The organism is Pantoea sp. AS-PWVM4, from assembly GCF_000468095.1.
Lineage (GTDB): Bacteria > Pseudomonadota > Gammaproteobacteria > Enterobacterales > Enterobacteriaceae > Pantoea > Pantoea phytobeneficialis.
Window position 1 is genome coordinate 21375 of record NZ_ASZC01000013.1, and the last position, 21674, is coordinate 43048.

At 54.7% G+C, this 21674-nt stretch carries 23 protein-coding genes; 4 read left to right on the forward strand and 19 right to left on the reverse strand.

Translation table 11 applies throughout. The features are described 5' to 3' along the window. Positions 1–50: 50 nt before the first annotated feature. The 4 genes from L579_RS12035 to tam form a co-directional block, all read right to left on the reverse strand. A complete protein-coding gene (locus tag L579_RS12035) occupies positions 51–560 on the reverse strand; it encodes a regulatory protein RecX (RefSeq protein WP_021184506.1) in 510 nt (169 codons plus the stop codon). A 106-nt stretch (positions 561–666) separates the two neighbouring features. Further along, a complete protein-coding gene (recA, locus tag L579_RS12040) occupies positions 667–1737 on the reverse strand; it encodes a recombinase RecA (protein ID WP_021184507.1) in 1071 nt (356 codons plus the stop codon). A 96-nt stretch (positions 1738–1833) separates the two neighbouring features. Next, the gene (pncC, locus tag L579_RS12045) at positions 1834–2328 is read right to left on the reverse strand and encodes a nicotinamide-nucleotide amidase (RefSeq protein WP_021184508.1); all 495 of its coding nucleotides are present in this window, start codon (positions 2326–2328) and stop codon (positions 1834–1836) included. Positions 2329–2428: 100 nt separating this feature from the next. Next, the gene (gene tam, locus L579_RS12050) at positions 2429–3205 is read right to left on the reverse strand and encodes a trans-aconitate 2-methyltransferase (RefSeq protein WP_021184509.1); all 777 of its coding nucleotides are present in this window, start codon (positions 3203–3205) and stop codon (positions 2429–2431) included. Between the two features lie 167 nt (positions 3206–3372). Here tam and L579_RS12055 point away from each other — a divergent pair, with 167 nt between their 5' ends. Then, entirely contained in the window at positions 3373–4260 is an 888-nt protein-coding gene (locus L579_RS12055) for a dihydrodipicolinate synthase family protein (protein WP_021184511.1), read from the forward strand. Positions 4261–4294: 34 nt separating this feature from the next. Here L579_RS12055 and L579_RS12060 read toward each other — a convergent pair whose 3' ends face one another. Then, positions 4295–4633, reverse strand: coding sequence for a zinc ribbon domain-containing protein YjdM (locus L579_RS12060; RefSeq protein ID WP_021184512.1), 339 nt, complete (start codon positions 4631–4633; stop codon positions 4295–4297). 86 nt (positions 4634–4719) lie between these two features. Then, positions 4720–5802, reverse strand: a complete 1083-nt coding sequence (gene mltB / locus L579_RS12065; protein ID WP_021184513.1) for a lytic murein transglycosylase B — start codon at positions 5800–5802, stop codon at positions 4720–4722. A 363-nt stretch (positions 5803–6165) separates the two neighbouring features. On the opposite strand from mltB, the gene mutS reads away from it, so the two are divergent. Next, the gene (mutS, locus tag L579_RS12070) at positions 6166–8709 is read left to right on the forward strand and encodes a DNA mismatch repair protein MutS (RefSeq protein WP_021184514.1); all 2544 of its coding nucleotides are present in this window, start codon (positions 6166–6168) and stop codon (positions 8707–8709) included. 210 nt (positions 8710–8919) lie between these two features. On the opposite strand, the gene rpoS is transcribed toward mutS, so the two are convergent. The 13 genes from rpoS to cysG form a co-directional block, all read right to left on the reverse strand. Beyond that, complete coding sequence (gene rpoS, locus L579_RS12075) at positions 8920–9912, reverse strand: RNA polymerase sigma factor RpoS (protein ID WP_013510222.1); 993 nt, start codon at positions 9910–9912, stop codon at positions 8920–8922. A 50-nt stretch (positions 9913–9962) separates the two neighbouring features. Then, the gene (gene nlpD, locus L579_RS12080) at positions 9963–11051 is read right to left on the reverse strand and encodes a murein hydrolase activator NlpD (RefSeq protein WP_021184515.1); all 1089 of its coding nucleotides are present in this window, start codon (positions 11049–11051) and stop codon (positions 9963–9965) included. 160 nt (positions 11052–11211) lie between these two features. Further along, a complete protein-coding gene (locus L579_RS12085; RefSeq protein ID WP_021184516.1) occupies positions 11212–11838 on the reverse strand; it encodes a protein-L-isoaspartate(D-aspartate) O-methyltransferase in 627 nt (208 codons plus the stop codon). After that, entirely contained in the window at positions 11832–12593 is a 762-nt protein-coding gene (gene surE / locus L579_RS12090) for a 5'/3'-nucleotidase SurE (protein WP_036626555.1), read from the reverse strand. Before surE ends, L579_RS12085 begins: the two co-directional genes overlap by 7 nt. Further along, on the reverse strand, positions 12574–13617 hold the full coding sequence (truD, locus tag L579_RS12095) for a tRNA pseudouridine(13) synthase TruD (protein ID WP_021184518.1): 1044 nt from the start codon (positions 13615–13617) through the stop codon (positions 12574–12576). Before truD ends, surE begins: the two co-directional genes overlap by 20 nt. Next, complete coding sequence (ispF, locus tag L579_RS12100; protein ID WP_036626582.1) at positions 13614–14096, reverse strand: 2-C-methyl-D-erythritol 2,4-cyclodiphosphate synthase; 483 nt, start codon at positions 14094–14096, stop codon at positions 13614–13616. Before ispF ends, truD begins: the two co-directional genes overlap by 4 nt. After that, complete coding sequence (gene ispD / locus L579_RS12105) at positions 14096–14812, reverse strand: 2-C-methyl-D-erythritol 4-phosphate cytidylyltransferase (protein ID WP_021184520.1); 717 nt, start codon at positions 14810–14812, stop codon at positions 14096–14098. The genes ispF and ispD overlap by 1 nt, the downstream gene beginning before the upstream one ends. Positions 14813–14815: 3 nt before the next feature. Next, positions 14816–15133 (reverse strand): cell division protein FtsB, encoded by a 318-nt coding sequence (ftsB, locus tag L579_RS12110; protein WP_036626556.1) that lies wholly within the window; start codon positions 15131–15133, stop codon positions 14816–14818. A gap of 171 nt (positions 15134–15304) precedes the next feature. After that, positions 15305–15625 carry a DUF3561 family protein gene (locus tag L579_RS12115; RefSeq protein ID WP_021184523.1) on the reverse strand — a complete coding sequence of 107 codons (321 nt, stop codon included), beginning with the start codon at positions 15623–15625 and terminating at the stop codon, positions 15305–15307. Positions 15626–15684: 59 nt separating this feature from the next. After that, positions 15685–16290: an adenylyl-sulfate kinase gene (gene cysC, locus L579_RS12120; RefSeq protein WP_021184524.1), complete on the reverse strand. Its 606-nt coding sequence runs from the start codon at positions 16288–16290 to the stop codon at positions 15685–15687. After that, positions 16290–17717 carry a sulfate adenylyltransferase subunit CysN gene (gene cysN, locus L579_RS12125; RefSeq protein ID WP_021184525.1) on the reverse strand — a complete coding sequence of 476 codons (1428 nt, stop codon included), beginning with the start codon at positions 17715–17717 and terminating at the stop codon, positions 16290–16292. The genes cysC and cysN overlap by 1 nt, the downstream gene beginning before the upstream one ends. Before the next feature lie 10 nt (positions 17718–17727). Beyond that, positions 17728–18636, reverse strand: a complete 909-nt coding sequence (gene cysD / locus L579_RS12130) for a sulfate adenylyltransferase subunit CysD (protein WP_021184526.1) — start codon at positions 18634–18636, stop codon at positions 17728–17730. A gap of 9 nt (positions 18637–18645) precedes the next feature. Further along, a complete protein-coding gene (gene cysG / locus L579_RS12135) occupies positions 18646–20061 on the reverse strand; it encodes a siroheme synthase CysG (protein ID WP_021184527.1) in 1416 nt (471 codons plus the stop codon). A gap of 246 nt (positions 20062–20307) precedes the next feature. Here cysG and L579_RS12140 point away from each other — a divergent pair, with 246 nt between their 5' ends. Continuing rightward, the gene (locus L579_RS12140) at positions 20308–21327 is read left to right on the forward strand and encodes an aminopeptidase (protein ID WP_021184528.1); all 1020 of its coding nucleotides are present in this window, start codon (positions 20308–20310) and stop codon (positions 21325–21327) included. Between the two features lie 9 nt (positions 21328–21336). Further along, positions 21337–21621, forward strand: a complete 285-nt coding sequence (locus tag L579_RS12145; RefSeq protein ID WP_021184529.1) for a YciI family protein — start codon at positions 21337–21339, stop codon at positions 21619–21621. Positions 21622–21674: the final 53 nt, after the last annotated feature.

Below are 21674 nucleotides of genomic sequence, written 5' to 3' on the forward strand. Positions count from 1 at the left end.
GTGGGAATAAGATAAATTTTCTTCAGTGGGAAGTAAAATCCCATCGCCTTTCAGTCATCAAAATTTCTGAAAATGGCCTGAATATCTTCCATCAAAAAGCCTTTTGTCATCAAAAAACGCTGGACCTTGCTCTTCCCTGCCCAGTCTTTTGGTAACGGATCGCCAAACTTGCGCGTTGCCAGGTTAGCGGCGCACGCCACCCAGTTGACCTCAGTATCAAACAGCGCTTGGTCAATTTCATCGCGCGCGATGCCCTTTTGTTGCAGCTCCATACGGATACGTTGTGGGCCATAACCTTTGCGACTGCGGCTCAGGATAAAACGCTCCGTGAAACGTTGATCGTTTAACCAACCGTTTTGCTGACACCAATCAACCACCTGATCCAGCAGTTCATCCGGGATCGGTTCGACCGCTTCCTGCTTCATCCAGGCTGAGCGCTGATTGGAAAGTTGTAGTTTTCCCTTCAGCTCTTCACGGCTGTGATCACGCTGAGACAGGATACGCATCGCACGATCCAGTAAGCGGGAAAACGTTGGCGCGGGTGTCGGTGATGATGACATATGATCTACCTTGTTCAGACAGTGGCGCAGGGTAAAGCAAGAATTCAAAGAGGGAAAGTGCTGGCGGGGAAAAACAAAACGGGAGCAGAACGCTCCCGTTGAGGTATCAAAAATCTTCGTTGGTTTCGCTGGCTTCTTCGTAGTCGTCAGCGGAAACATCCGCAGCAGCACCAGTGGCGGTTGCACCGGTCAGCAGCATATCGCGCAGCTTCTGATCGATTTCATTGGCAATCGCCGGGTTCTCTTTCAGGAAGTTGGTCGCGTTGGCTTTACCCTGACCAATCTTGTCGCCGTTATAGCTATACCAGGCACCCGCTTTTTCAACCAGCTTGTGCTTCACGCCCAGATCGACCAGTTCACCGAAGGTATTGATGCCTTCACCGTACATAATCTGGAACTCAGCCTGTTTGAACGGTGCCGCAACTTTGTTTTTCACCACTTTCACGCGCGTTTCGCTACCCACGACCTCGTCACCTTCTTTAATGGCACCGATGCGGCGAATATCGAGACGTACGGAAGCATAGAATTTCAGTGCGTTACCACCGGTGGTGGTTTCCGGGTTACCGAACATCACACCAATTTTCATACGAATCTGGTTAATGAAAATCAGCAGCGTGTTGGACTGCTTCAGGTTACCGGCCAGCTTACGCATCGCCTGGCTCATCATTCGTGCAGCCAGACCCATATGGGAGTCACCAATCTCGCCTTCAATTTCGGCTTTCGGCGTCAGCGCAGCAACGGAGTCAACAATGATGACATCGACCGCACCGGAACGCGCCAGCGCGTCACAAATTTCCAGCGCCTGCTCACCGGTATCCGGCTGAGAACACAGCAGGTTATCGATATCAACACCCAGTTTTTTCGCGTAAACCGGATCCAGCGCATGTTCAGCGTCGATAAAGGCACAGGTTTTACCCTTGCGCTGTGCTGCGGCAATCACCTGCAAGGTCAGCGTGGTTTTACCTGAAGATTCCGGGCCATAAATCTCAACGATACGGCCCATTGGCAAGCCACCTGCACCCAGTGCGATATCCAGTGACAGAGAACCGGTGGAGATGGTTTCAACGTCCATCGAGCGGTCTTCACCCAGGCGCATGATGGAGCCTTTACCAAATTGTTTCTCAATCTGGCCCAGCGCGGCAGCTAAAGCCTTCTGTTTGTTTTCGTCAATCGCCATTTCCACTCCTAATCATGCCGGGTAAGCAGGCATTTCTGTATGCCAGCTCGCGTTCTGTTGCCGGTAATTATACTGTACAGTCATACAGTATCAAGTTTAATTTGTCAGAAATTCATCATGCAGCGTTTGCAACGCCCAGGCGACGGATTGACGCCGCACTTCATCACGGTCGCCATCAAAGCGTTGGCACTGCGCCACTACGCGCCCTTCCGGTCCGGCAAAGCCAAACCAGACGGTGCCAACCGGCTTATCCGGCGTGCCGCCATCCGGCCCCGCAATACCGCTGACGGCAATGGCATACTCCGCCACTGCTTCTTTCGCGGCCCCTGCGGCCATCTCGCGCACCGTTTGCTCACTCACCGCACCAAACTGCGCCAGCGTGCTGGCCTGCACGCCAACCATCTGCTGTTTAGCCTCGTTGCTGTAGGTAACGAAACTGCGTTCAAACCAGGCAGAACTGCCGCTGATATCGGTAAATACTTTCGCAATCCAGCCGCCAGTACAGGACTCCGCCGCAGTAATGGTTGCCTTGCGCATTTTCAGCTGTTCGCCAATGTGACGACTCAACTGTTGTAACTGTGCATCGTTCATCGCCTTCTCCTTATCTGGCGCTCACGTTAACAGGAAATGGTGCAGCGAAGGACCCTTTTCAACCCTGATGTTGCGTTTTGCGCGCGGGCTTCCACAAGTTTCAGCGGGTTTTCATCGCCACCATAAAAAGACGCGGGAAAGCCAGCAAAACCTTGCCATTGCTACGGCTCGGATAAGCAGGAATTAATCGCTGATGATATTCCGCTAAAAAGGCCTTTTGCTGGCTTTCATCCAAACCAGCGAGGAAAGGACGCAATCCCGTTGCACGCAACCAGGTAATGATGGCCTGCGCATCGGACATAACGTGGTAATAAGTGGTGCGCCAGATATCAACCTCACAGCCAGCATCGTTCAGCAAATCATAATACTGTTCGGTGGTAAGTAAGCGTTTACGATCGGCAGCCTGAGGCGAAATATGAGTTCGCCAACGCTCAGTCGCCGCCACTTCACGCATCAGGCGATGTGAGGGTTCCTCAAGGTTATCAGGCATCTGAATCGCCAGAGATCCACCGATATCGAGCTGACTGACCAGGTGCGGCAGCAACGTCTGGTGATCGCCCAACCATTGCAATGAGGCGTTGGCGTAAATCACCTGCTGCGGTTGCTCCGCCAGCCAATGACGAATATCAGCCTGCGCAAAACGGCAATCCGGAAGGCGCTCGCGTGCCTGCTCCAACATGGCCTCTGAACTGTCGATGCCGGTGACGATCGCTTCCGGCCAGGCCTGTGCCAACAATTCAGTACTGTTACCCGGCCCACACCCCAAATCCGTAGCATAGCGCACATCAGGGGTTGCAATCCGTGTCAGCAATTCGCGGGCTGGCCGAGTCCTTTCTGATTCAAACTGCCGATACAGCTGTGGATTCCAGTCTTGCATTTGAACGCTCCTGTTTTACCCGAAGAACCAAACACTACCCGCTTTTTCCACTTTGCAGGGAGGAAAAGTGCGGTATCTCACCTTTTTTAACATCAGGGTCTGGTCAGTCATGACAATGGGCATTAAGTTAAAACGACGTTTCATTTTTTCATAACAAGGAGTTTGCTATGGCTACACAACCTGCACTGGCTGGTGTCTGGTGTCCGTCGGTAACCCCTTTTGATAGCCACGGTAACGTGGATGTTGATGCCCTGGGTCGCCACTTTTCCCGGCTCAATGATTCAGGAATTGATACAATTTTGTTAATGGGCAGCATTGGCGAATTTGCTTCGCTCACCCAACCGGAAAGGCTGCGTTTGCTGCGCGAAGCCCGCCAGCTCTCGCCATTAACGATGGTCGCGAACGTGTCCAGTACCTGCGTGCCAGATATGCTGCAACTGGCTGAAAGCGCATGGCAAAACGGTTTTGATGCGGTGATGGTGCTACCGCCTTATTACTATGGTCAGACGCAAAAACAATTGCTGAGCTACTTTAAAGCTCTCGACCGACAATTGGGTGGCAAATGGTTCGCCTATAATTTCCCGGCGCGCACTGGTTGCGATCTGACACCGACCCTGGTGGCTGAGCTGGCGGCAGAATTGCCCAATTTTATCGGGATTAAAGATACCGTCGATTGCCTGTCACACAATCGTGCGCTGATTGAAGAAACACGAAAAGTCCGTAGCGATTTTGCCGTGCTGTCGGGGTATGACGAATACTTGCTGCCTAATCTGCTGGCAGGGGGAGCTGGCGTGATTTCAGGTCTGAATAATATCGTGCCGGAATTGTTTGCGCAGGCAATGCAGGCGTGGCGCGCAGGTGATTTGCGCCAGTTAACCACCATTCAACAACGCATCGGTCAATTAATGGCGATCTATACCATTGGTGATGATTTTGTCACTACTATCAAAACTGCCGTCGCCCGCCGTTTTGAGTCAATGGCCAGCCATTCGCGCAACTACGGCGGTGAATTGAGTGCAGCGCAGTGCGCGGAAATCGATCGCCTGCTGGCATAAAAAGGAATACGGGCGGCGCTAAGCCGTCCGATCATCAGTTCTTTTTCACGAACTCAGATTTGAGCTTCATCGGCCCAAAACCATCGATTTTACAATCGATATTGTGATCGCCTTCAACCAGACGAATGCTTTTAACTTTCGTGCCGATTTTCAGGGTCGAAGAGCTACCTTTGACTTTCAGATCTTTGATAACGGTGACGCTATCACCATCCACCAGCAGGTTGCCATTCGCATCGCGCACCACCAGACCATCAGTTGCTGCATCTTCAGCACCCAGAGACCAGATATGGCCGCAAGATGGACAGTTCAGCTTCTCGCCATCCTGCCAGGTATAGTCAGCGTGACATTCAGGACAGGCCGGTAAGGTATTCATAAGCGCTCCTCAGAGAAAAAGTCGCGGCAAAGATGGCGCCGCAAAAGGGGCGCCATCTTATCTCCTTACTAACTGTAAGGACAGCATTAAAATATCGCACCCTGCCGCGCTTTGCTGACAGCTTCACCCAGTTGCCACACCGCCATAGCATAATGCGTGCTGTGATTGTAGCGAGTTATGACATAGAAATTGGGCAGCCCGTACCAGTATTGATAACTGGTGCCGAGATCGAGGCGCAACAAACTGGCCTGCTGGTTACCGTCAAGTGAACCTTGAGGCGTCAAACCACTCGCTGCCAGCATGCTGACCGGGTACATGGTTTTAAAACCATTTTCCAGTGCAGGTGCCTGGCCACTGGCGGGGACGGCAACCGTCTCGCCAGCCCGCCAGCCATGCGCTTTGAAGTAATTAGCGACGCTGCCGATGGCATCAACCGGATCCCACAAATTGATATGTCCGTCGCCGTTGAAGTCGACCGCATACTGCTTATACGAAGAAGGCATAAACTGGCCGTACCCCATCGCCCCGGCAAAAGAACCACGGAGATCCAGCGGGTCATCCTGTTCGGTACGCGCCATCAGCAGGAAGGTTTCCAGCTCACTGCTAAAGTAGGCTGCACGGCGTGGATAGCTGAACGAAAGGGTTGCCAGCGCATCCAGCAAACGGGTTTTACCCATTACCCGGCCCCAGCGCGTCTCTACGCCAATAATGCCGACAATAATTTCCGGCGGCACGCCATATACCTGCTGGGCACGTTGCAGCGCATCCTGGTATTGATTCCAGAAGGCAACGCCGTTTTGCACATTATCAGGGGTGATAAATTTATTGCGATAACGAATCCAGGCACCGTTAGGCCCAGTGGGTGGTGTGTAGCTCGGTGCCTGTTGGTCCATCAAACGCAGCACGTAATCCAACCGCTTTGCCTGACCAATTACCGCATGCAATTGTTGGCGGTCAAAACCATGCTTCGCCACCATCTCGTCAATAAATTTTTCAGCAGCGGGATTACCGGCAAAATCGCCAAACATGGGCTGATTTGCATGGGATGCATCCAGTAAAAAGCCCCCCTGCGGGGCAGAAACAACAGCGGGCTGCTGAGAGGTATGAGGCTTACTGCTACAGGCAGCAAGCAGAGCAATAAGCGGGAGAAAAGCAACCTTAAAACGCATCGGATATCCATAAACCAGACGAAACTAAAGCACACATATTAATCGTTCAGATACCCGACTTACAGGGCAATATCTTAAATTTACGTCAGTTATCTCTGCCATCGTGCTGACAGACAAAATTTGCGACCCATCTCCATACTTTACTCTTTTCCCGTTTTTTTATTTTTTCCTGACACAGCAATTTGTTATGGTCGGCAACCGAAAAACCCGTGGGCGGATGAAGGAGATGCCGTAAAAATGGTAACATCCCCTCTTTCGTTGTTGCCCCATCGTGATGACGACATCTTCCCCTGTGGCAACCATGCGCCGCAGGTCATCAAAGAGTAAATATAAAGTGAGAAAGAGATGAAAGGAGCAGAGCAAATGGACTTCAGCGCCCATACGCCCATGATGCAGCAATACCTGCGTCTGAAGGCCGATCATCCTAACATTCTGTTGTTCTATCGCATGGGCGATTTTTATGAGCTTTTTTACGATGACGCAAAACGCGCCTCGCAGCTGCTGGAAATCTCTCTCACCAAACGTGGTGCGTCAGCAGGCGAACCCATTCCGATGGCAGGTGTCCCCTATCACGCCGTTGAAGGTTATCTGGCGAAACTGGTCCAGTTAGGAGAATCGGTCGCAATTTGCGAGCAAATTGGCGATCCCGCGTTGAGCAAAGGTCCGGTCGAACGCAAAGTCGTACGTATTGTCACCCCAGGAACCATCAGCGATGAAGCTCTGCTACAGGAGCGTCAGGACAACCTGCTGGCCGCCATTTTCCAGAGCCAGCGTGGTTTTGGCTACGCCACGCTGGATATCAGTTCAGGACGTTTTCGCCTGAGCGAACCCGGTGATCAGGAAACGATGGCTGCCGAGTTGCAGCGTACTAACCCGGCCGAATTACTCTATCCCGAAGATTTTCAGGCGATGTCGCTTATCGACCAACGACGCGGCCTGCGTCGTCGCCCACTTTGGGAATATGAAATCGATACTGCACGCCAGCAGTTAAACCTGCAATTTGGCACGCGCGACCTCAACGGTTTTGGCGTTGAACAGGCGCATCTGGCGCTGCGCGCGGCGGGATGTCTGCTGCAATATGTCAAAGATACCCAACGCACCTCACTGCCGCATATCCGCTCGCTCAGTATGGAACGCCAGCAGGATAGCGTGATCATGGATGCTGCCACGCGTCGCAATCTGGAAATCACGCAAAATCTCGCCGGTGGCACCGACAATACCCTGGCCGCCGTGCTGGATAAAACCGTCACGCCGATGGGCAGTCGTATGCTGAAACGCTGGTTACATATGCCATTGCGTGATGTCGACACCATCGCACGCCGTCAGGAAGCGATTGCGGAATTACAGGCGCACAGCGAAGAGCTACAACCGGTTTTACGTCAGATTGGTGATCTGGAACGTATCCTTGCCCGTCTGGCGTTGCGCACCGCACGCCCGCGCGACCTGGCGCGTATGCGCCATGCCTTCCAGCAGTTGCCGGAGCTGAATACCCTACTGCAAACGGTGAACGCGCCACAACTCACGCAGTTGCGTAGCCAGATGGGCGAGTTCAGCGAACTGCGCGAATTGCTGGAAAATGCCATTATTGAATCACCGCCAGTTCTGGTGCGTGATGGCGGGGTGATTGCGCCAGGTTATAACGCCGAACTGGATGAGTGGCGCGCGCTGGCCGACGGTGCCAGCGATTACCTTGACCGCCTGGAAATTCGTGAGCGGGAAAAACTGGGGTTGGATACGCTTAAAGTTGGCTTTAACGCAATTCATGGTTACTACATTCAGGTTAGCCGTGGTCAAAGCCATCTGGTGCCCATCCATTATGTGCGCCGCCAGACGCTTAAGAATGCCGAGCGCTATATCATTCCTGAGCTGAAAGAGTACGAAGACAAGGTGCTGACCTCAAAAGGGAAAGCGCTGGCTCTGGAAAAAGGCCTGTACGACGAGCTGTTTGACCGCCTGCTGCCACATCTTGAAGCCCTGCAATTAAGCGCGGCGGCGCTGGCCGAACTCGATGTACTGAGTAACCTGGCGGAGCGCGCCTGGACCCTCAACTATTGCCGTCCGGTGCTTCAGGAGAAAGCGGGGATCCGCATCACGGGAGGTCGACACCCGGTGGTGGAGCAGGTTCTGAAAGAACCCTTTATCGCCAACCCGCTTTCGCTCTCGACACAGCGACGTATGCTGATTATTACCGGCCCCAACATGGGCGGTAAAAGTACTTACATGCGTCAGGCGGCATTGATTGCGCTGATGGCCTGGATCGGCAGCTTCGTGCCTGCTGAAGAGACGGTGATCGGCCCAATCGATCGCATCTTTACCCGCGTAGGGGCGGCTGACGATTTGGCGTCCGGGCGTTCTACCTTTATGGTGGAAATGACCGAAACGGCCAATATTCTGCATAACGCCACCGAGCATAGCCTGGTGTTGATGGATGAAATCGGTCGCGGCACTTCAACCTATGATGGTCTGTCGCTGGCGTGGGCCTGCGCCGAAAGCCTGGCTAACCGTATCAAAGCCATGACGCTATTCGCCACCCACTATTTCGAGCTGACAACGCTACCGGAAAAAATGGAAGGCGTGGTCAACGTACACCTGGATGCCGTGGAACACGGTGACACCATCGCGTTTATGCACAGCGTGCAGGATGGCGCGGCCAGCAAAAGTTATGGCCTTGCCGTAGCGGCGCTGGCGGGTGTACCGAAAGAGGTGATCAAACGAGCCCGTCACAAGTTGAAGGAGCTGGAAGCGCTGTCGGGGAGCACTGCCGCCTCGACGGTGGAAGGTTCTCAGTTACCATTACTGGTAGCGGACACCTCACCGGCAGTGGAAGCGCTGGAAGCATTGGATCCCGACACCCTGACGCCACGTCAGGCGCTGGAGTGGATCTATCGCCTAAAAACACTTGTATAACAATGAGTTATCAGTAGCAGTGCGATTTATCGCGCAATTCTGTGCAGAGTGCAAGAAAAAGGCGCGCGATAAATCGCGCCGCTACGGAATGTATGTCAGCACCAGGGTCTACAACCCTGCTTAAGGGATCCCGTGTCAATCACCATCCTGAATCGCAGGCATAAAAAAACGGTGACCAGATGGTCACCGTTTTTATGTAGCGATTACGGTTTATTCACGAAACAGCGCTTCTATATTCAGGCCCTGAGTCTGCAGAATTTCACGCAGACGACGCAGCCCTTCCACCTGAATCTGACGAACACGCTCACGGGTCAAACCGATTTCGCGGCCCACATCTTCAAGCGTTGCCGCTTCATAGCCCAACAGGCCGAAACGACGCGCCAGCACTTCACGCTGCTTGGCATTCAGTTCAAACAACCACTTAACGATGCTTTGTTTCATATCATCGTCCTGCGTGGTGTCTTCCGGGCCGTTATCTTTTTCATCGGCCAGGATATCCAGCAGCGCTTTTTCGGAATCACCACCCAACGGTGTGTCAACCGAGGTAATACGCTCGTTGAGACGTAGCATACGGCTTACATCATCAACCGGTTTGTCCAGCTGTTCGGCAATCTCTTCGGCACTCGGCTCATGATCGAGTTTGTGCGAAAGTTCACGCGCGGTACGCAGATAGACATTTAACTCTTTAACAATGTGGATAGGCAGACGAATAGTACGGGTTTGGTTCATGATTGCCCGTTCAATGGTCTGACGAATCCACCATGTGGCGTAAGTCGAGAAGCGGAATCCACGTTCCGGATCAAACTTCTCTACAGCACGAATGAGGCCGAGATTACCCTCTTCAATCAGATCCAGCAGCGCCAGACCACGATTGCTGTAACGACGGGCAATTTTCACCACCAGACGTAAGTTACTTTCAATCATGCGGCGACGAGAAGGAATGTCGCCTCGTAATGCGCGGCGGGCAAAGAACACCTCTTCTTCCGCCGTTAACAATGGAGAATAACCAATCTCTCCGAGGTAGAGCTGCGTCGCATCCAAAACGCGTTGCGTCGCACCCTGTGACAACAACTCTTCTTCCGCTACATCGTTATCACCAGGTTCGTTCTCAACGAGAGCCTTCTCATCAAAAACCTCAGCTCCGTTCTCCTCGAATTCCGCATCTTCGTGTAACTCGTTAACTTTCAGCGTATTCTGGCTCATAAGCGGCTCCTACCCGTGATCCAAGGGCAGAACACCTGGGTTCTGCCGGATTATCGTTGCGGTAAGTAACGCAACGGATTTACGGATTTCCCCTTGTAACGAATTTCAAAATGCAATCGTACTGAACTGGTTCCGGTGCTACCCATCGTAGCTATTTTTTGCCCAGCTTTAACTTCCTGTTGTTCCCGGACCAGCATTGTGTCGTTATGGGCGTAGGCACTCAGGTAGTCATCATTGTGTTTGATGATGATTAAATTACCGTACCCACGGAGCGCGTTGCCTGCGTATACCACCCTACCCGAAGCAGTGGCGACAACAGGTTGTCCACGCGAACCGGCGATATCGATCCCTTTGTTTCCGCCTTCCGCAGCGGAGAAGTTATCGATAATCTTCCCATCAGTCGGCCAACGCCAGCTTCCCACCGGGGTTGTGCTATCCGTCGTGCTGCTGACTGTGGGTGGTGCGATAACCGGAGCTGTGGTCGTTGCCACATTATTTGCCCCTTTCGACGGCAACAATTTGCTGCCTGAAGAATTACCCGAATCATCAGAATACGTAATAACAGGTTGCTGTGCAACCGGGGCAGATTTAATTTGCGAAGAACCCGGTGTGACAGGTACGCCACCCTGAGTTGCATCAGCGGCAGTGATAGCGTTACCACCGGTAATTGACTGTCCGGCACCGTTCCCAACCTGCAACGTTTGCCCGGCGTTCAGGCTATACGGGGCGGGGATGTTGTTACGTTGCGCCAGGTCGCGATAATCATTGCCGGTAATCCACGCAATATAGAACAAGGTGTCGCCACGTTTAACGGTGTAAGTTTCGCCACCATAGCTACCTTTCGGAATATTCCCATAATTGCGGTTGTACACAATGCGACCATTTTGCGTCGTCACATTATTATTACCACTAATCATTCCGCCCGATGGCGGTGCAGAAGGTACGCCACCGCTTAACATTCCGCCGTGCGGCATCGTAGGTACGCCGCCACCCGAGGTATCGTTCATACCACCGTTGCCACCGATCTGGCTGATGGGTGCTTGTGTATTATCGCTGGAGCTACAGCCTGCCAGCCAAAATCCGACCAGTGTCAGTGCCGCCAGACGGCGTAATTGAAATGTTGTGCTTCCCGTGCTCATTGATCCCCCGTGATGGCAATCCTGGATATGACTGTGTCTGCGCAACCGCATTTTACACTGCATAATGCAGGTGAAACGGCCTTTAGCATTGATTAACAAGGATAGTAACAAGATCAACTGCGCCGTGCCATGTAACAGTTGTGAACAAGTACGAAGAGCTTCAGGCCAGGTCGCCCTGTACTAAAGGCACAAAGCGGACGGGTTCGATAATCTCTTCGATCATCTCATCTCCCTGACGGCGCAGACGTTTTAACACTTGTTGATCTTCCCCAACCGGCAGCACCATTCTGCCGCCGTCACGCAATTGTGCTATCAGCGCAGTCGGAATTTCAGGAGGTGCCGCCGTAACGATAATGGCATCGAACGGACCGCGTGCGGCCCAGCCCTGCCAGCCGTCACCGTGGCGAGTTGAAACATTATGCAGGTCGAGTTGCTTCAGGCGGCGTTTCGCCTGCCACTGCAACCCTTTGATGCGTTCTACGGAATAAACGTGATTGACCAGATGGGCCAGAATCGCCGTCTGATAGCCTGAACCAGTGCCAATTTCCAGCACGCGCGCGTCAGCATTGAGTTCCAGCAATGCCGTCATGCGCGCCACCATATAGGGCTGTGAAATGGTCTGCCCACTACCGATCGGCAACGCGACATTGTCCCAGGCTTTGTGTTCGAAGGCTTCGTCGATAAAACGCTCACGCGGCACATCGGCGATGGCTTTCAGCAGATGTTCATCATGGATACCCTGGGCGCGCAGTTGCGCCAGCAAGGTTTCAACGCGCCGGTTCACCATGCCAAATCCACCTCCGCCTGGGTCAACCAATCGCTTAACACCACCTGCGCCGCCGGGGCGGTCAGGTCAACATGCAACGCGGTGATCGAGACATAACCCGCATCCACCGCGGCAAAATCGGTATCCGGGCCAGCATCCAGTTTCTCTCCCGGCGGCCCAATCCAGTACAGGGTGTTGCCACGCGGATCTTGCTGGCAGATGACCTGGTCGGCAGGATGACGGCTGCCACAACGCGTCACGCGGAAGCCTTTCACTTCCTCCAGCGGGAGATCAGGCACATTGATATTGAGAATACGACCGGTGCGCAGCGGTTCACGCGTTAACGCCCGCAACAACGCGCAGGTAACAGCGGCAGCCGTGGCATAATGTTGATGCCCATTCAGCGATACCGCCAGCGCCGGTAAGCCAAGATGGCGACCTTCCATCGCGGCGGCCACGGTGCCGGAATAAATCACATCATCACCGAGATTGGGACCGGCATTGATACCGGAGACCACAATATCCGGACGCGGTTGCATTAGGGCATTCACCCCCAGAAACACGCAGTCGGTCGGGGTGCCCATCTGCACGGCGATATCACCATTTTCATGGGTAAAGGTACGAAGCGGTGTCTCCAGCGTCAGCGAGTTTGACGCGCCGCTGCGATTGCGATCGGGTGCGACCACCTGGACTTCAGCAAACTGGCGCAGTGCGCGCGCCAGGGTCTGAATGCCCGGAGCATGAATGCCGTCATCATTACTCAGCAATATCCGCATCGTTACCTTCTTGTTGGAGAAGCTCACGCACGACGCTGGTAGCAAAGCTGCCCGCAGGCAGCCAGAACGCCATCTCCAGCGTCACATCATCCCACCAGTTCCAGTGCAAGTCCTTTGGCACCACACGCATCGCGCGGCGTGCCGCATCAACACGTTCACGCTCAAGCAGTGTAATCAATTCTGCCGCACCTGCCAGGCTGTGCTGTTCAAATTCAAGCGCTTCCACCTGGGTGCCCCAGTCGCCACGACCAGGCAACGGTGCGGTGATCCGCAGTTCATCCTGATTCACGCGCTGTTGCAGTTCAGTCAATTCTTCTGTCTGCGCGACGAACCAGCTACCACGCCCGGTCAGTTGCAAGGCATCGCCGCTCATCACTGCGTCGAGATTGCCGTCTCGCTGCAAACGCGCGCTGGTGACCTGATTAAACAGATGACTGCGGGTGGCCGAGAGCAACAAGCCTTTTTTGTTGCGATCGCGTGGGCGGAAGCGATCCTGCGCCCACTGCTGTGCCTGGGTCAGATTATTACCCTCACGGCCAAAACGCTGCTCACCAAAATAGTTCGGCACACCGCTTTTCTGAATTTTCTGTAAACGCTGTTCCACCACGGTCTGATCCGAGATTTGACGGATCACCAGACGAAACGCATTCCCCGCCAGCGCACCGGTACGTAGTTTACGCTTGTGGCGCACCACCTGCAGGATTTCTACGCCTTCCAGCTTAAATTCAGACAGATCAGGCATCGCGTTGCCCGGTAAACGGAAACACAGCGTCTGCTCGGTCACCGCATGGCGGTCTTTCATCCCGGCATAGCTGAGATCACGCACATGCACGCCGAGAAACTTCGCCAGCGCTTCGGCGACAAAGCGGGTGTTGCAACCGATTTTACGGATGCGTACCAACAACTGTTCACCTTCGCCGTCATAGGGATAACCAAGATCCTCAATGACGACAAAATCTTCTGGATTGGCTTTAATCACGCCGGTGGCGCGCGGCTTACCGTGCAGGTACAGCAGTTCACTCATGCGCCAGCCACCTTCACCAGCAGTGCCACAGCTTCACAGGCAATACCTTCGCCACGCCCGGTAAAACCCAGTTTTTCCGTGGTGGTCGCTTTAACATTCACCTGATCCATATGACAGCCAAGAACTTCAGCGATATTCACACGCATCTGCGGTACATGCGGCAGCATTTTCGGTGCCTGGGCGATGATGGTGACGTCAACGTTACCGATCTGGTAACCCTTCTGCTGAATACGACGCCAGGCTTCGCCCAGCAAACCACGGCTATCCGCCCCTTCATAAGCCGGATCGGTATCAGGGAACAGTTTACCGATATCTCCCATCGCCACTGCGCCCAGCAGCGCATCGGTCAACGCGTGCAGTGCCACGTCGCCATCAGAATGGGCAATAAAACCGTGTTCGAAGGGAATACGCACCCCACCAATCACCAGAGGACCCTCGCCTCCAAAGGCGTGGACGTCGAAGCCGTGACCGATACGCATCATGCGCTCTCCTTTAACTGAATCTGGGTAAGATAAAAGGCCGCCAGCGCCAGGTCTTCTGGCCGCGTCACCTTAATGTTATCACTGCGGCCGCTCACCAGTTCGGGATGGTAACCGCAGTATTCCAGCGCCGAGGCCTCATCAGTGATGGTCGCGCCCTCATTCAGGGCGCGCGTCAGGCAGGCCATCAGCAGCGCATGGGGGAAAAATTGTGGCGTCAGCGCGTGCCATAAATCTTCACGCTCAACGGTGTGCGCAATGGCGGCTTTACCCGGTTCGGCGCGCTTCATGGTATCGCGCACCGGTGCCGCCAGAATCGCGCCCACTTTGCTGTGCTGACGCACCGCCAGCAGACGCGCTAAATCATCAGGATGCAGACACGGCCGCGCCGCATCATGCACCAACACCCACTCCCCGTGCGTCACCGCTTGCAAACCGGCCAGTACCGACTCGGCGCGCGTCTCACCGCCGGTGACGCGTAGCACGCGTGTGTCCTGCGCCAATGGCAGCGAATCAAACCAGCCATCATCGGGACTGATAGCAACAATCACCTGTTTGACCGCAGGATGTGCCAGCAAACGAGCAACGCTATGTTCAAGAAGGGTGAGTTGACCGATGGTCAGATACTGTTTCGGGCAGGCAGCCTGCATGCGGCTGCCAATACCGGCAGCGGGCACTACGGCGATCACATCCGCAGAGGAAGAGTGGTTGTTCATGGTTTATCGTTGTTGATTTTGCGCAGCTTGTTGCGCGTTACGTTTGCTCTGGTCTGGCACCAGACGATAGAAGGTTTCACCAGGCTTGATCATGCCCAGCTCATTACGTGCGCGCTCCTCAATAGCCTCAGAACCGCCGTTGAGATCGTCAATTTCGGCGAACAGCTGATCGTTACGCGCTTTCAGTTTGGCGTTATTCGCCTGTTGTGACGCAACATCATCATTGACGCGCGTATAGTCATGGATCCCGTTTTTGCCCAGCCACAACGAATACTGAAGCCAGCCGAGCAAAACGAGTAGTAATAGCGTCAGTTTTCCCATCCCAGCCCCCTGAAAAACGGCTCAATCATCCCATAACTTCGCGCCGGACTCCACTCCAGCAGCGAAAATGCCGTTTACGGACGATTGTCCGTACAAATATTGATTCACTGGTGCGGCAATTGGCAGGTAAAGTTTTGTAACCTGCCGACGCGTTTGCACATCAGGCACGGCCTACCAGCCGGAGAGAAATGAGAAGAGTAGCCAGAACAGGCATACCACCACGATCGCCGTCACCACCCCACTCCAGAACAGATGACCACGCATCATCAGGCTGAGGACAATACCAATCAGCACCGATACTGGCAGCAGGGCAAGGAAGAACGGCCAGGTATAGAGGAAGAAAAACAACGTATTGGAACCGTAGAGCAGGAACGGAATTGCCAGCGCACACCAATACGAGAGAAAACCAATCACACCACCCGGTAGCGACGAGCGAGGCTCATCCTGGGTGCGTTCATCTTTGCGTGCCAGCATAGGGGTAACGTTCTGCATAGAGTTCCTGTTGACGCTAATCGCGGCGCGGCAAATCGTGGTGATTTGCCGCTGTCTATTCAGGATCTGATGATATCGCGGTGACGCAGCAGGTCTAACAATTGGGCGGTGAGTTTTGTAACCAATTGTTCACCATCGAGGTGGATTTCCGGCGCCTCTGGCGCCTCATAAACACTGTCGATACCGGTGAAATTGCGCAGTTCTCCGGCTCGCGCTTTTTTATACAATCCTTTCGGATCGCGCGCTTCACACACCGATAGCGGCGTGTCGACAAAAACTTCCACAAACTGCCCATCCGCCAGCAGGTCACGCACCATCTGACGTTCAGCGCGATGCGGCGAAATAAAGGCGGTCAGCACCACCAGCCCGGCATCCACCATCAGTTTGGCCACTTCACCGACGCGACGAATGTTCTCTTTACGATCGTCATCACTGAAGCCGAGGTCACGGCACAGGCCGTGACGCACGTTGTCACCATCCAGCAGATAGGTACTGACGCCAAGCCGATGCAGCGCCTGCTCCAGCGCCCCGGCCACCGTGGATTTGCCCGAGCCAGACAGCCCGGTAAACCACAGCACCACACCCTGATGGCCGTGCTGCTGCTCACGCTCAGCACGGGTCACCGGATGATCGTGCCACACCACGTTTTCATCGTGTTGCGCCATTACTGACCACCCAGCAGATCGCGAGCATTCCAGTGCGGGAAGTGACGACGAATCAACGCATTCAGCTCCAGCTCGAACTCGCTGAACTGGCTTGCCTGGGCGCGGTTAGCGCTTTGCGGTTCTTCAATCAATCCGGCACCCACGGTAACGTTGCTCAGACGATCGATAAAAATCATGCCGCCCGTCACCGGATTGTCGCGATATTTGTCCAGCACCATCGGCTCATCAAAAGTGACTTCCACCAGACCAATACCGTTGAGCGGCAGACTGTCGGCGCTGCGTTTTTCCAGCGTGTTAATGTCGAACTGATGGATCACTTTTTCCACCCGGCCACGCGCTTTCTTACCGGCGATCTTCACGTCATAGCTCTGGCCCGGCTGTAGCGGCTGCTCGGCCATCCACACCACGTTAACGGTGGCGGATTGCACCGATTTCAGCTCGGCTCCCGCATCAACCAGCAGGTCACCACGGCTGATGTCGATCTCGTCTTCCAGCACCAGGGTAATGGCTTCTCCGGCAGCAGCTTCCTGCAAATCGCCATCAAAGGTCACGATGCGCGCAATCGTCGATTCCACGCCCGATGGCAGCACCTTGACGCGCTGGCCGACCTTGACCACACCTGACGCCAGCGTACCGGCATAGCCACGGAAATCGAGGTTTGGACGGTTCACGTACTGCACCGGGAAACGCATCGGCTGATGATCCACCACGCGCTTCAGTTCCACCGTTTCAAGCACGTCGAGCAGGGTCGGGCCGCTGTACCACGGCATGGTTTCGCTCGGCGATGCTACGTTATCCCCTTCCAGCGCCGACATCGGTACAAAGCGAATATCGAGGTCTTCTGGCAACTGCGCGGCGAAATCGAGGTAGTCCTGTTTGATCTGTTCAAACACGTCCTGTTTGTACGCCACCAGATCCATTTTGTTGATCGCCACCACCAGATGCTTGATGCCGAGCAGTGTGGAGATAAAGCTGTGACGGCGGGTCTGATCCAGCACGCCTTTACGCGCATCGATCAACAGGATCGCCAGATCACAGGTGGACGCACCGGTCGCCATATTCCGGGTGTACTGCTCATGTCCCGGCGTGTCGGCGATGATAAATTTGCGCTTCTCGGTCGAGAAATAACGATAGGCCACATCAATGGTGATGCCCTGCTCGCGCTCGGCCTGCAAACCATCCACCAGCAGCGCCAGATCGAGTTTCTCGCCCTGGGTGCCATGACGTTTGCTGTCGTTGTGCAGCGAAGAGAGCTGATCTTCATAAATCTGGCGGGTATCGTGCAGCAGACGGCCAATCAGCGTACTTTTGCCATCGTCAACGCTACCGCAAGTCAGGAAACGCAGCAGGCTTTTATGTTGTTGCGCGGTCAGCCAGGCTTCCACGCCGCCCTGATCGGCAATCTGTTGTGCAATAACGGTATTCATCTGCGTCTCCTTAGAAATAACCCTGACGTTTCTTCAGTTCCATCGAACCGGCCTGGTCGCGGTCAATCACACGACCCTGGCGTTCGCTGGTAGTGGAGACCAGCATCTCTTCAATAATTTCCGGCAACGTTTGTGCTTCGGACTCCACCGCACCGGTCAGCGGCCAGCAGCCGAGGGTACGGAAACGCACCATACGCTGTTTGATCACTTCGCCCGGTTGCAGGTCGATGCGGTCATCATCCACCATCATCAACATGCCATCGCGCTCCAGTACCGGACGTGGTGCCGCGAGATACAGTGGCACAATCTCGATGTTTTCGAGGAAGATGTACTGCCAGATATCCAGTTCGGTCCAGTTGGAGAGCGGGAATACGCGAATGCTCTCACCTTTGTTAATCTGGCCGTTGTAGTTGTGCCACAGCTCCGGGCGCTGGTTTTTCGGATCCCAACGGTGGAAGCGGTCGCGAAACGAATAGATACGCTCTTTGGCGCGGGATTTCTCCTCATCGCGACGCGCGCCACCAAAGGCCGCATCGAAGCCATATTTGTTCAGCGCCTGTTTCAGGCCTTCGGTTTTCATGATGTCGGTGTGCTTAGCGCTGCCATGCACAAACGGGTTGATGCCCATAGCGACCCCTTCCGGGTTACGGTGCACCAGCAGTTCTGCACCCATCGCCTTGACGGTGCGATCGCGAAACTCGTACATTTCGCGAAATTTCCAGCCGGTATCAACATGCAGCAGCGGAAATGGCAGCGTACCCGGATAGAAGGCTTTACGCGCCAGATGCAGCATCACCGAGGAGTCTTTGCCGATGGAGTACATCATCACCGGATTACTGAACTCGGCCGCCACCTCGCGGATGATATGGATACTCTCTGCCTCCAGTTGGCGCAGATGAGTGAGTCGGTTTTGGTCCATAATTTTTCCTCAAGCCAAATTGACAACGGCGGACTCGCGAGTCCCCTGCTGTGCTGAATGTTGAAACCAGGCGAGTTGCCCGTGCAAATTCACAACTTCACCAATCACCAGCAAGGCTGGTGTCGGCGCGACGGCGGCCAGCGCCTCCAACTGGTCTAAGGTGCCGGTCAGCACCTGTTGATCCTGACGCGTACCGCGACCAATCACCGCGACAGGTGTCGCCGGATCGCGCCCATGTTCTATCAGTCCGGTGGCTATTTCCGCCGCCTTCACCGTGCCCATATAGATCGCCAGCGTCTGACGTGCGCGTGCCAGTGACGGCCAGTCGATGCCGTTGCTGTCTGCGCGGCACTGACCGGTAATAAACATCACGCTCTGCGCATGGTCACGGTGAGTTAAAGGGATACCGGCATAGGCGGTTGCGCCTGCGGCTGCGGTAATACCCGGCACCACCTGAAACGGGATACCGGCAGCTTTGGCGGCCTGTAACTCTTCGCCGCCACGGCCAAAAATAAAGGGATCGCCACCTTTCAGGCGCACCACGCGTTTACCTTGCTGCGCCAGTTGCACCAGCAGGCGATTCGTCTCTTCCTGCGGGACGGAATGAGCACCGGCGCGTTTGCCAACACAAATCCGGTCAGCATCACGACGCACCAGTTCCAGCACCTCATCACTGACCAGATGGTCATACAGCACCACATCGGCCAGTTGCATGACCTGCAAGCCACGCAGGGTCAGCAAACCACTGTCGCCAGGGCCTGCGCCCACCAGGGTAATTTCGCCCTGATTGTCACTGTCGTCTTCCAGCTCGCGATCCAGGGTGCGACGCGCTTCATTGACGTTACCCGCCGCCATCTGGCTGGCAAACAGGCCGTTAAAGGCACGTTCCCAGAAACGGCGGCGTTCTGACATCTGGCGGTAACGCTGTTTCACTTTGTCACGCCATTGCCCGGCAACCTCGGCCATTTGCCCAAGGTTGGCCGGCAGCAGCGCTTCAATTTTTTCCCGCAGCAGGCGAGCCAACACCGGCGCGGTGCCACTGGAGGAGATCGCCACCACCAGCGGCGAACGATCGACAATCGAGGGAAAGATAAAGCTGCATTTCGGCTGGTCGTCCACCACGTTCACCAGCTTGTGACGCGCGTTGGCTGCTTCATATACCTGGCTGTTGAGGGCGTTGTCATCGGTGGCGGCAATCACCAGAAACACGCCATCCAACTGCGCCGCATCAAAGGTCTGTGCAATCCACTCAATCGCCGCAATCTCATGCAGCGCCTGCAACTCATGACCCAGCTCACGCGCAGCGACCAGCACGCGTGCCCCGGCACGTTGCAGCAGCTCGATTTTGCGCGCAGCAATGTCGCCACCGCCGACAACCAGCACCGGACGGTTTTTGAGATCGGCAAAAAGAGGCAGATAATCCACGTTAACCTTGTCAGTTTTACAATAAGTTAACGCGACTATACGTCCCTGCCTTCTGGCAGATGAAATTACGAATTGGAATGAGTAGTTACCGAATGGAATAACGGGCCGGGATTGTTGAGAACATTTTGTGCTTAGCAAATGATATTGCTGGCGTTTCGGAGCAATTCAAATTGTGTAATACCGGTCACAGTTTCATACTAAAGCAGATTTTTTTTAGCATGACGGGATGTCAGAAAAGGACACACTATGTTTGCCACCCTCCGCCGCGCCCTGCTGGCAGCAGTGATAGCGGGCGGTTTTCCTCTCCTTGCTCAGGCCACAGACAGCGTACCGGGGCAGTTTGCCGAACAACAATTGCGCCATATCGCAACCTATTTTCCAGGCCGGATGAGTGGTAGCCCGGCAGAGCTGATGACGGCGGATTACCTGCGTCAGCAGTTCACTCAGCTAGGTTATCAGAGCAATACCCGTCAGTTTAATACCGGTTATAACTGGCGCGAAAAACAGGGTCAGATGCGCTGGCACAAAGTCACTGCCACTTCGGTGATCGCCGCGCGTGCCGGTAGCGCGCCACAGGAGATCCTGATCGTGGCGCATCTTGATACCTGGACGCCACTCAGCAGCCGTGAAACCGACAACAACCTTGGCGGTCTGCGTTTACAGGGCGTGGATGACAACGCCTCCGGCCTTGGCGTAATGCTGGAGCTGGCGCAACAGTTAAGCAAAACGCCGTTGCATTATGGCGTGCGCTTTGTGGCGCTGAGTGCCGGTGAAACCGGGCTGCACGGGATGGATGATTATCTGTCGCGTATGGATGCCAAAGAGAAGAAAAACACCCTGTTGGTGATTGATCTGAACAGTTTGATCGTGGGTGATCATCTTTACTTTAACAGCGGGATCAATACCCCCTCCGCCGTGCGTAAGCAAACCAGCGGCCGTGCCGTGCAACTGGCGCACCGTCTGGGGATATCTGCTGTGACCCATACCTTAACCGCACGGGATTATCCGGGTGTGAATCCCTTCGATAAAGCCGGGTTGCCGCTGCTGGACGTGACGGCCAGCAACTGGGCGCTGGGTAATAAAGATGGCCAACAGCAGCGCGCACGCAGCCGCCACTTCCCGGATGGCAGCGTACGCCACCAAACCGAGCGTGATAGTTTGAACTATCTCGACCACTGGCTACCAGGGCGTATCACGCAACGCACGCGTGATAGCGTGAAAATTCTGTTGCCACTGCTCACCGAGCTGGCGAATCCAACAACCTGAGGATCTGATATGTACGTGGTTTATCTGAACTATTTCCGCCCGGTGGCCGAAGTGGAAACGCTGCTCGCGCCACATATTGCGTGGCTGGATCGCTATTTCGCCAGCGGCGCGTTTATTGCGGCTGGACGTAAAGATCCGCGTACCGGCGGCATGGTGCTGGTGAAGGATATGGAACGTGCTGAGTTGGATGCGATCCTGGCGGAAGACCCCTTTGTCGCGGTGGCGAATTACGACGTAACCAGGGTGAATGTGACGCGTGCCAGTGAGGCATTTGCGGCATTAACTGGAATTTAATCACCGAACCGTAGCGGCGCGATTTATCGCGCGTCTTTTAAACACCGCGCGAT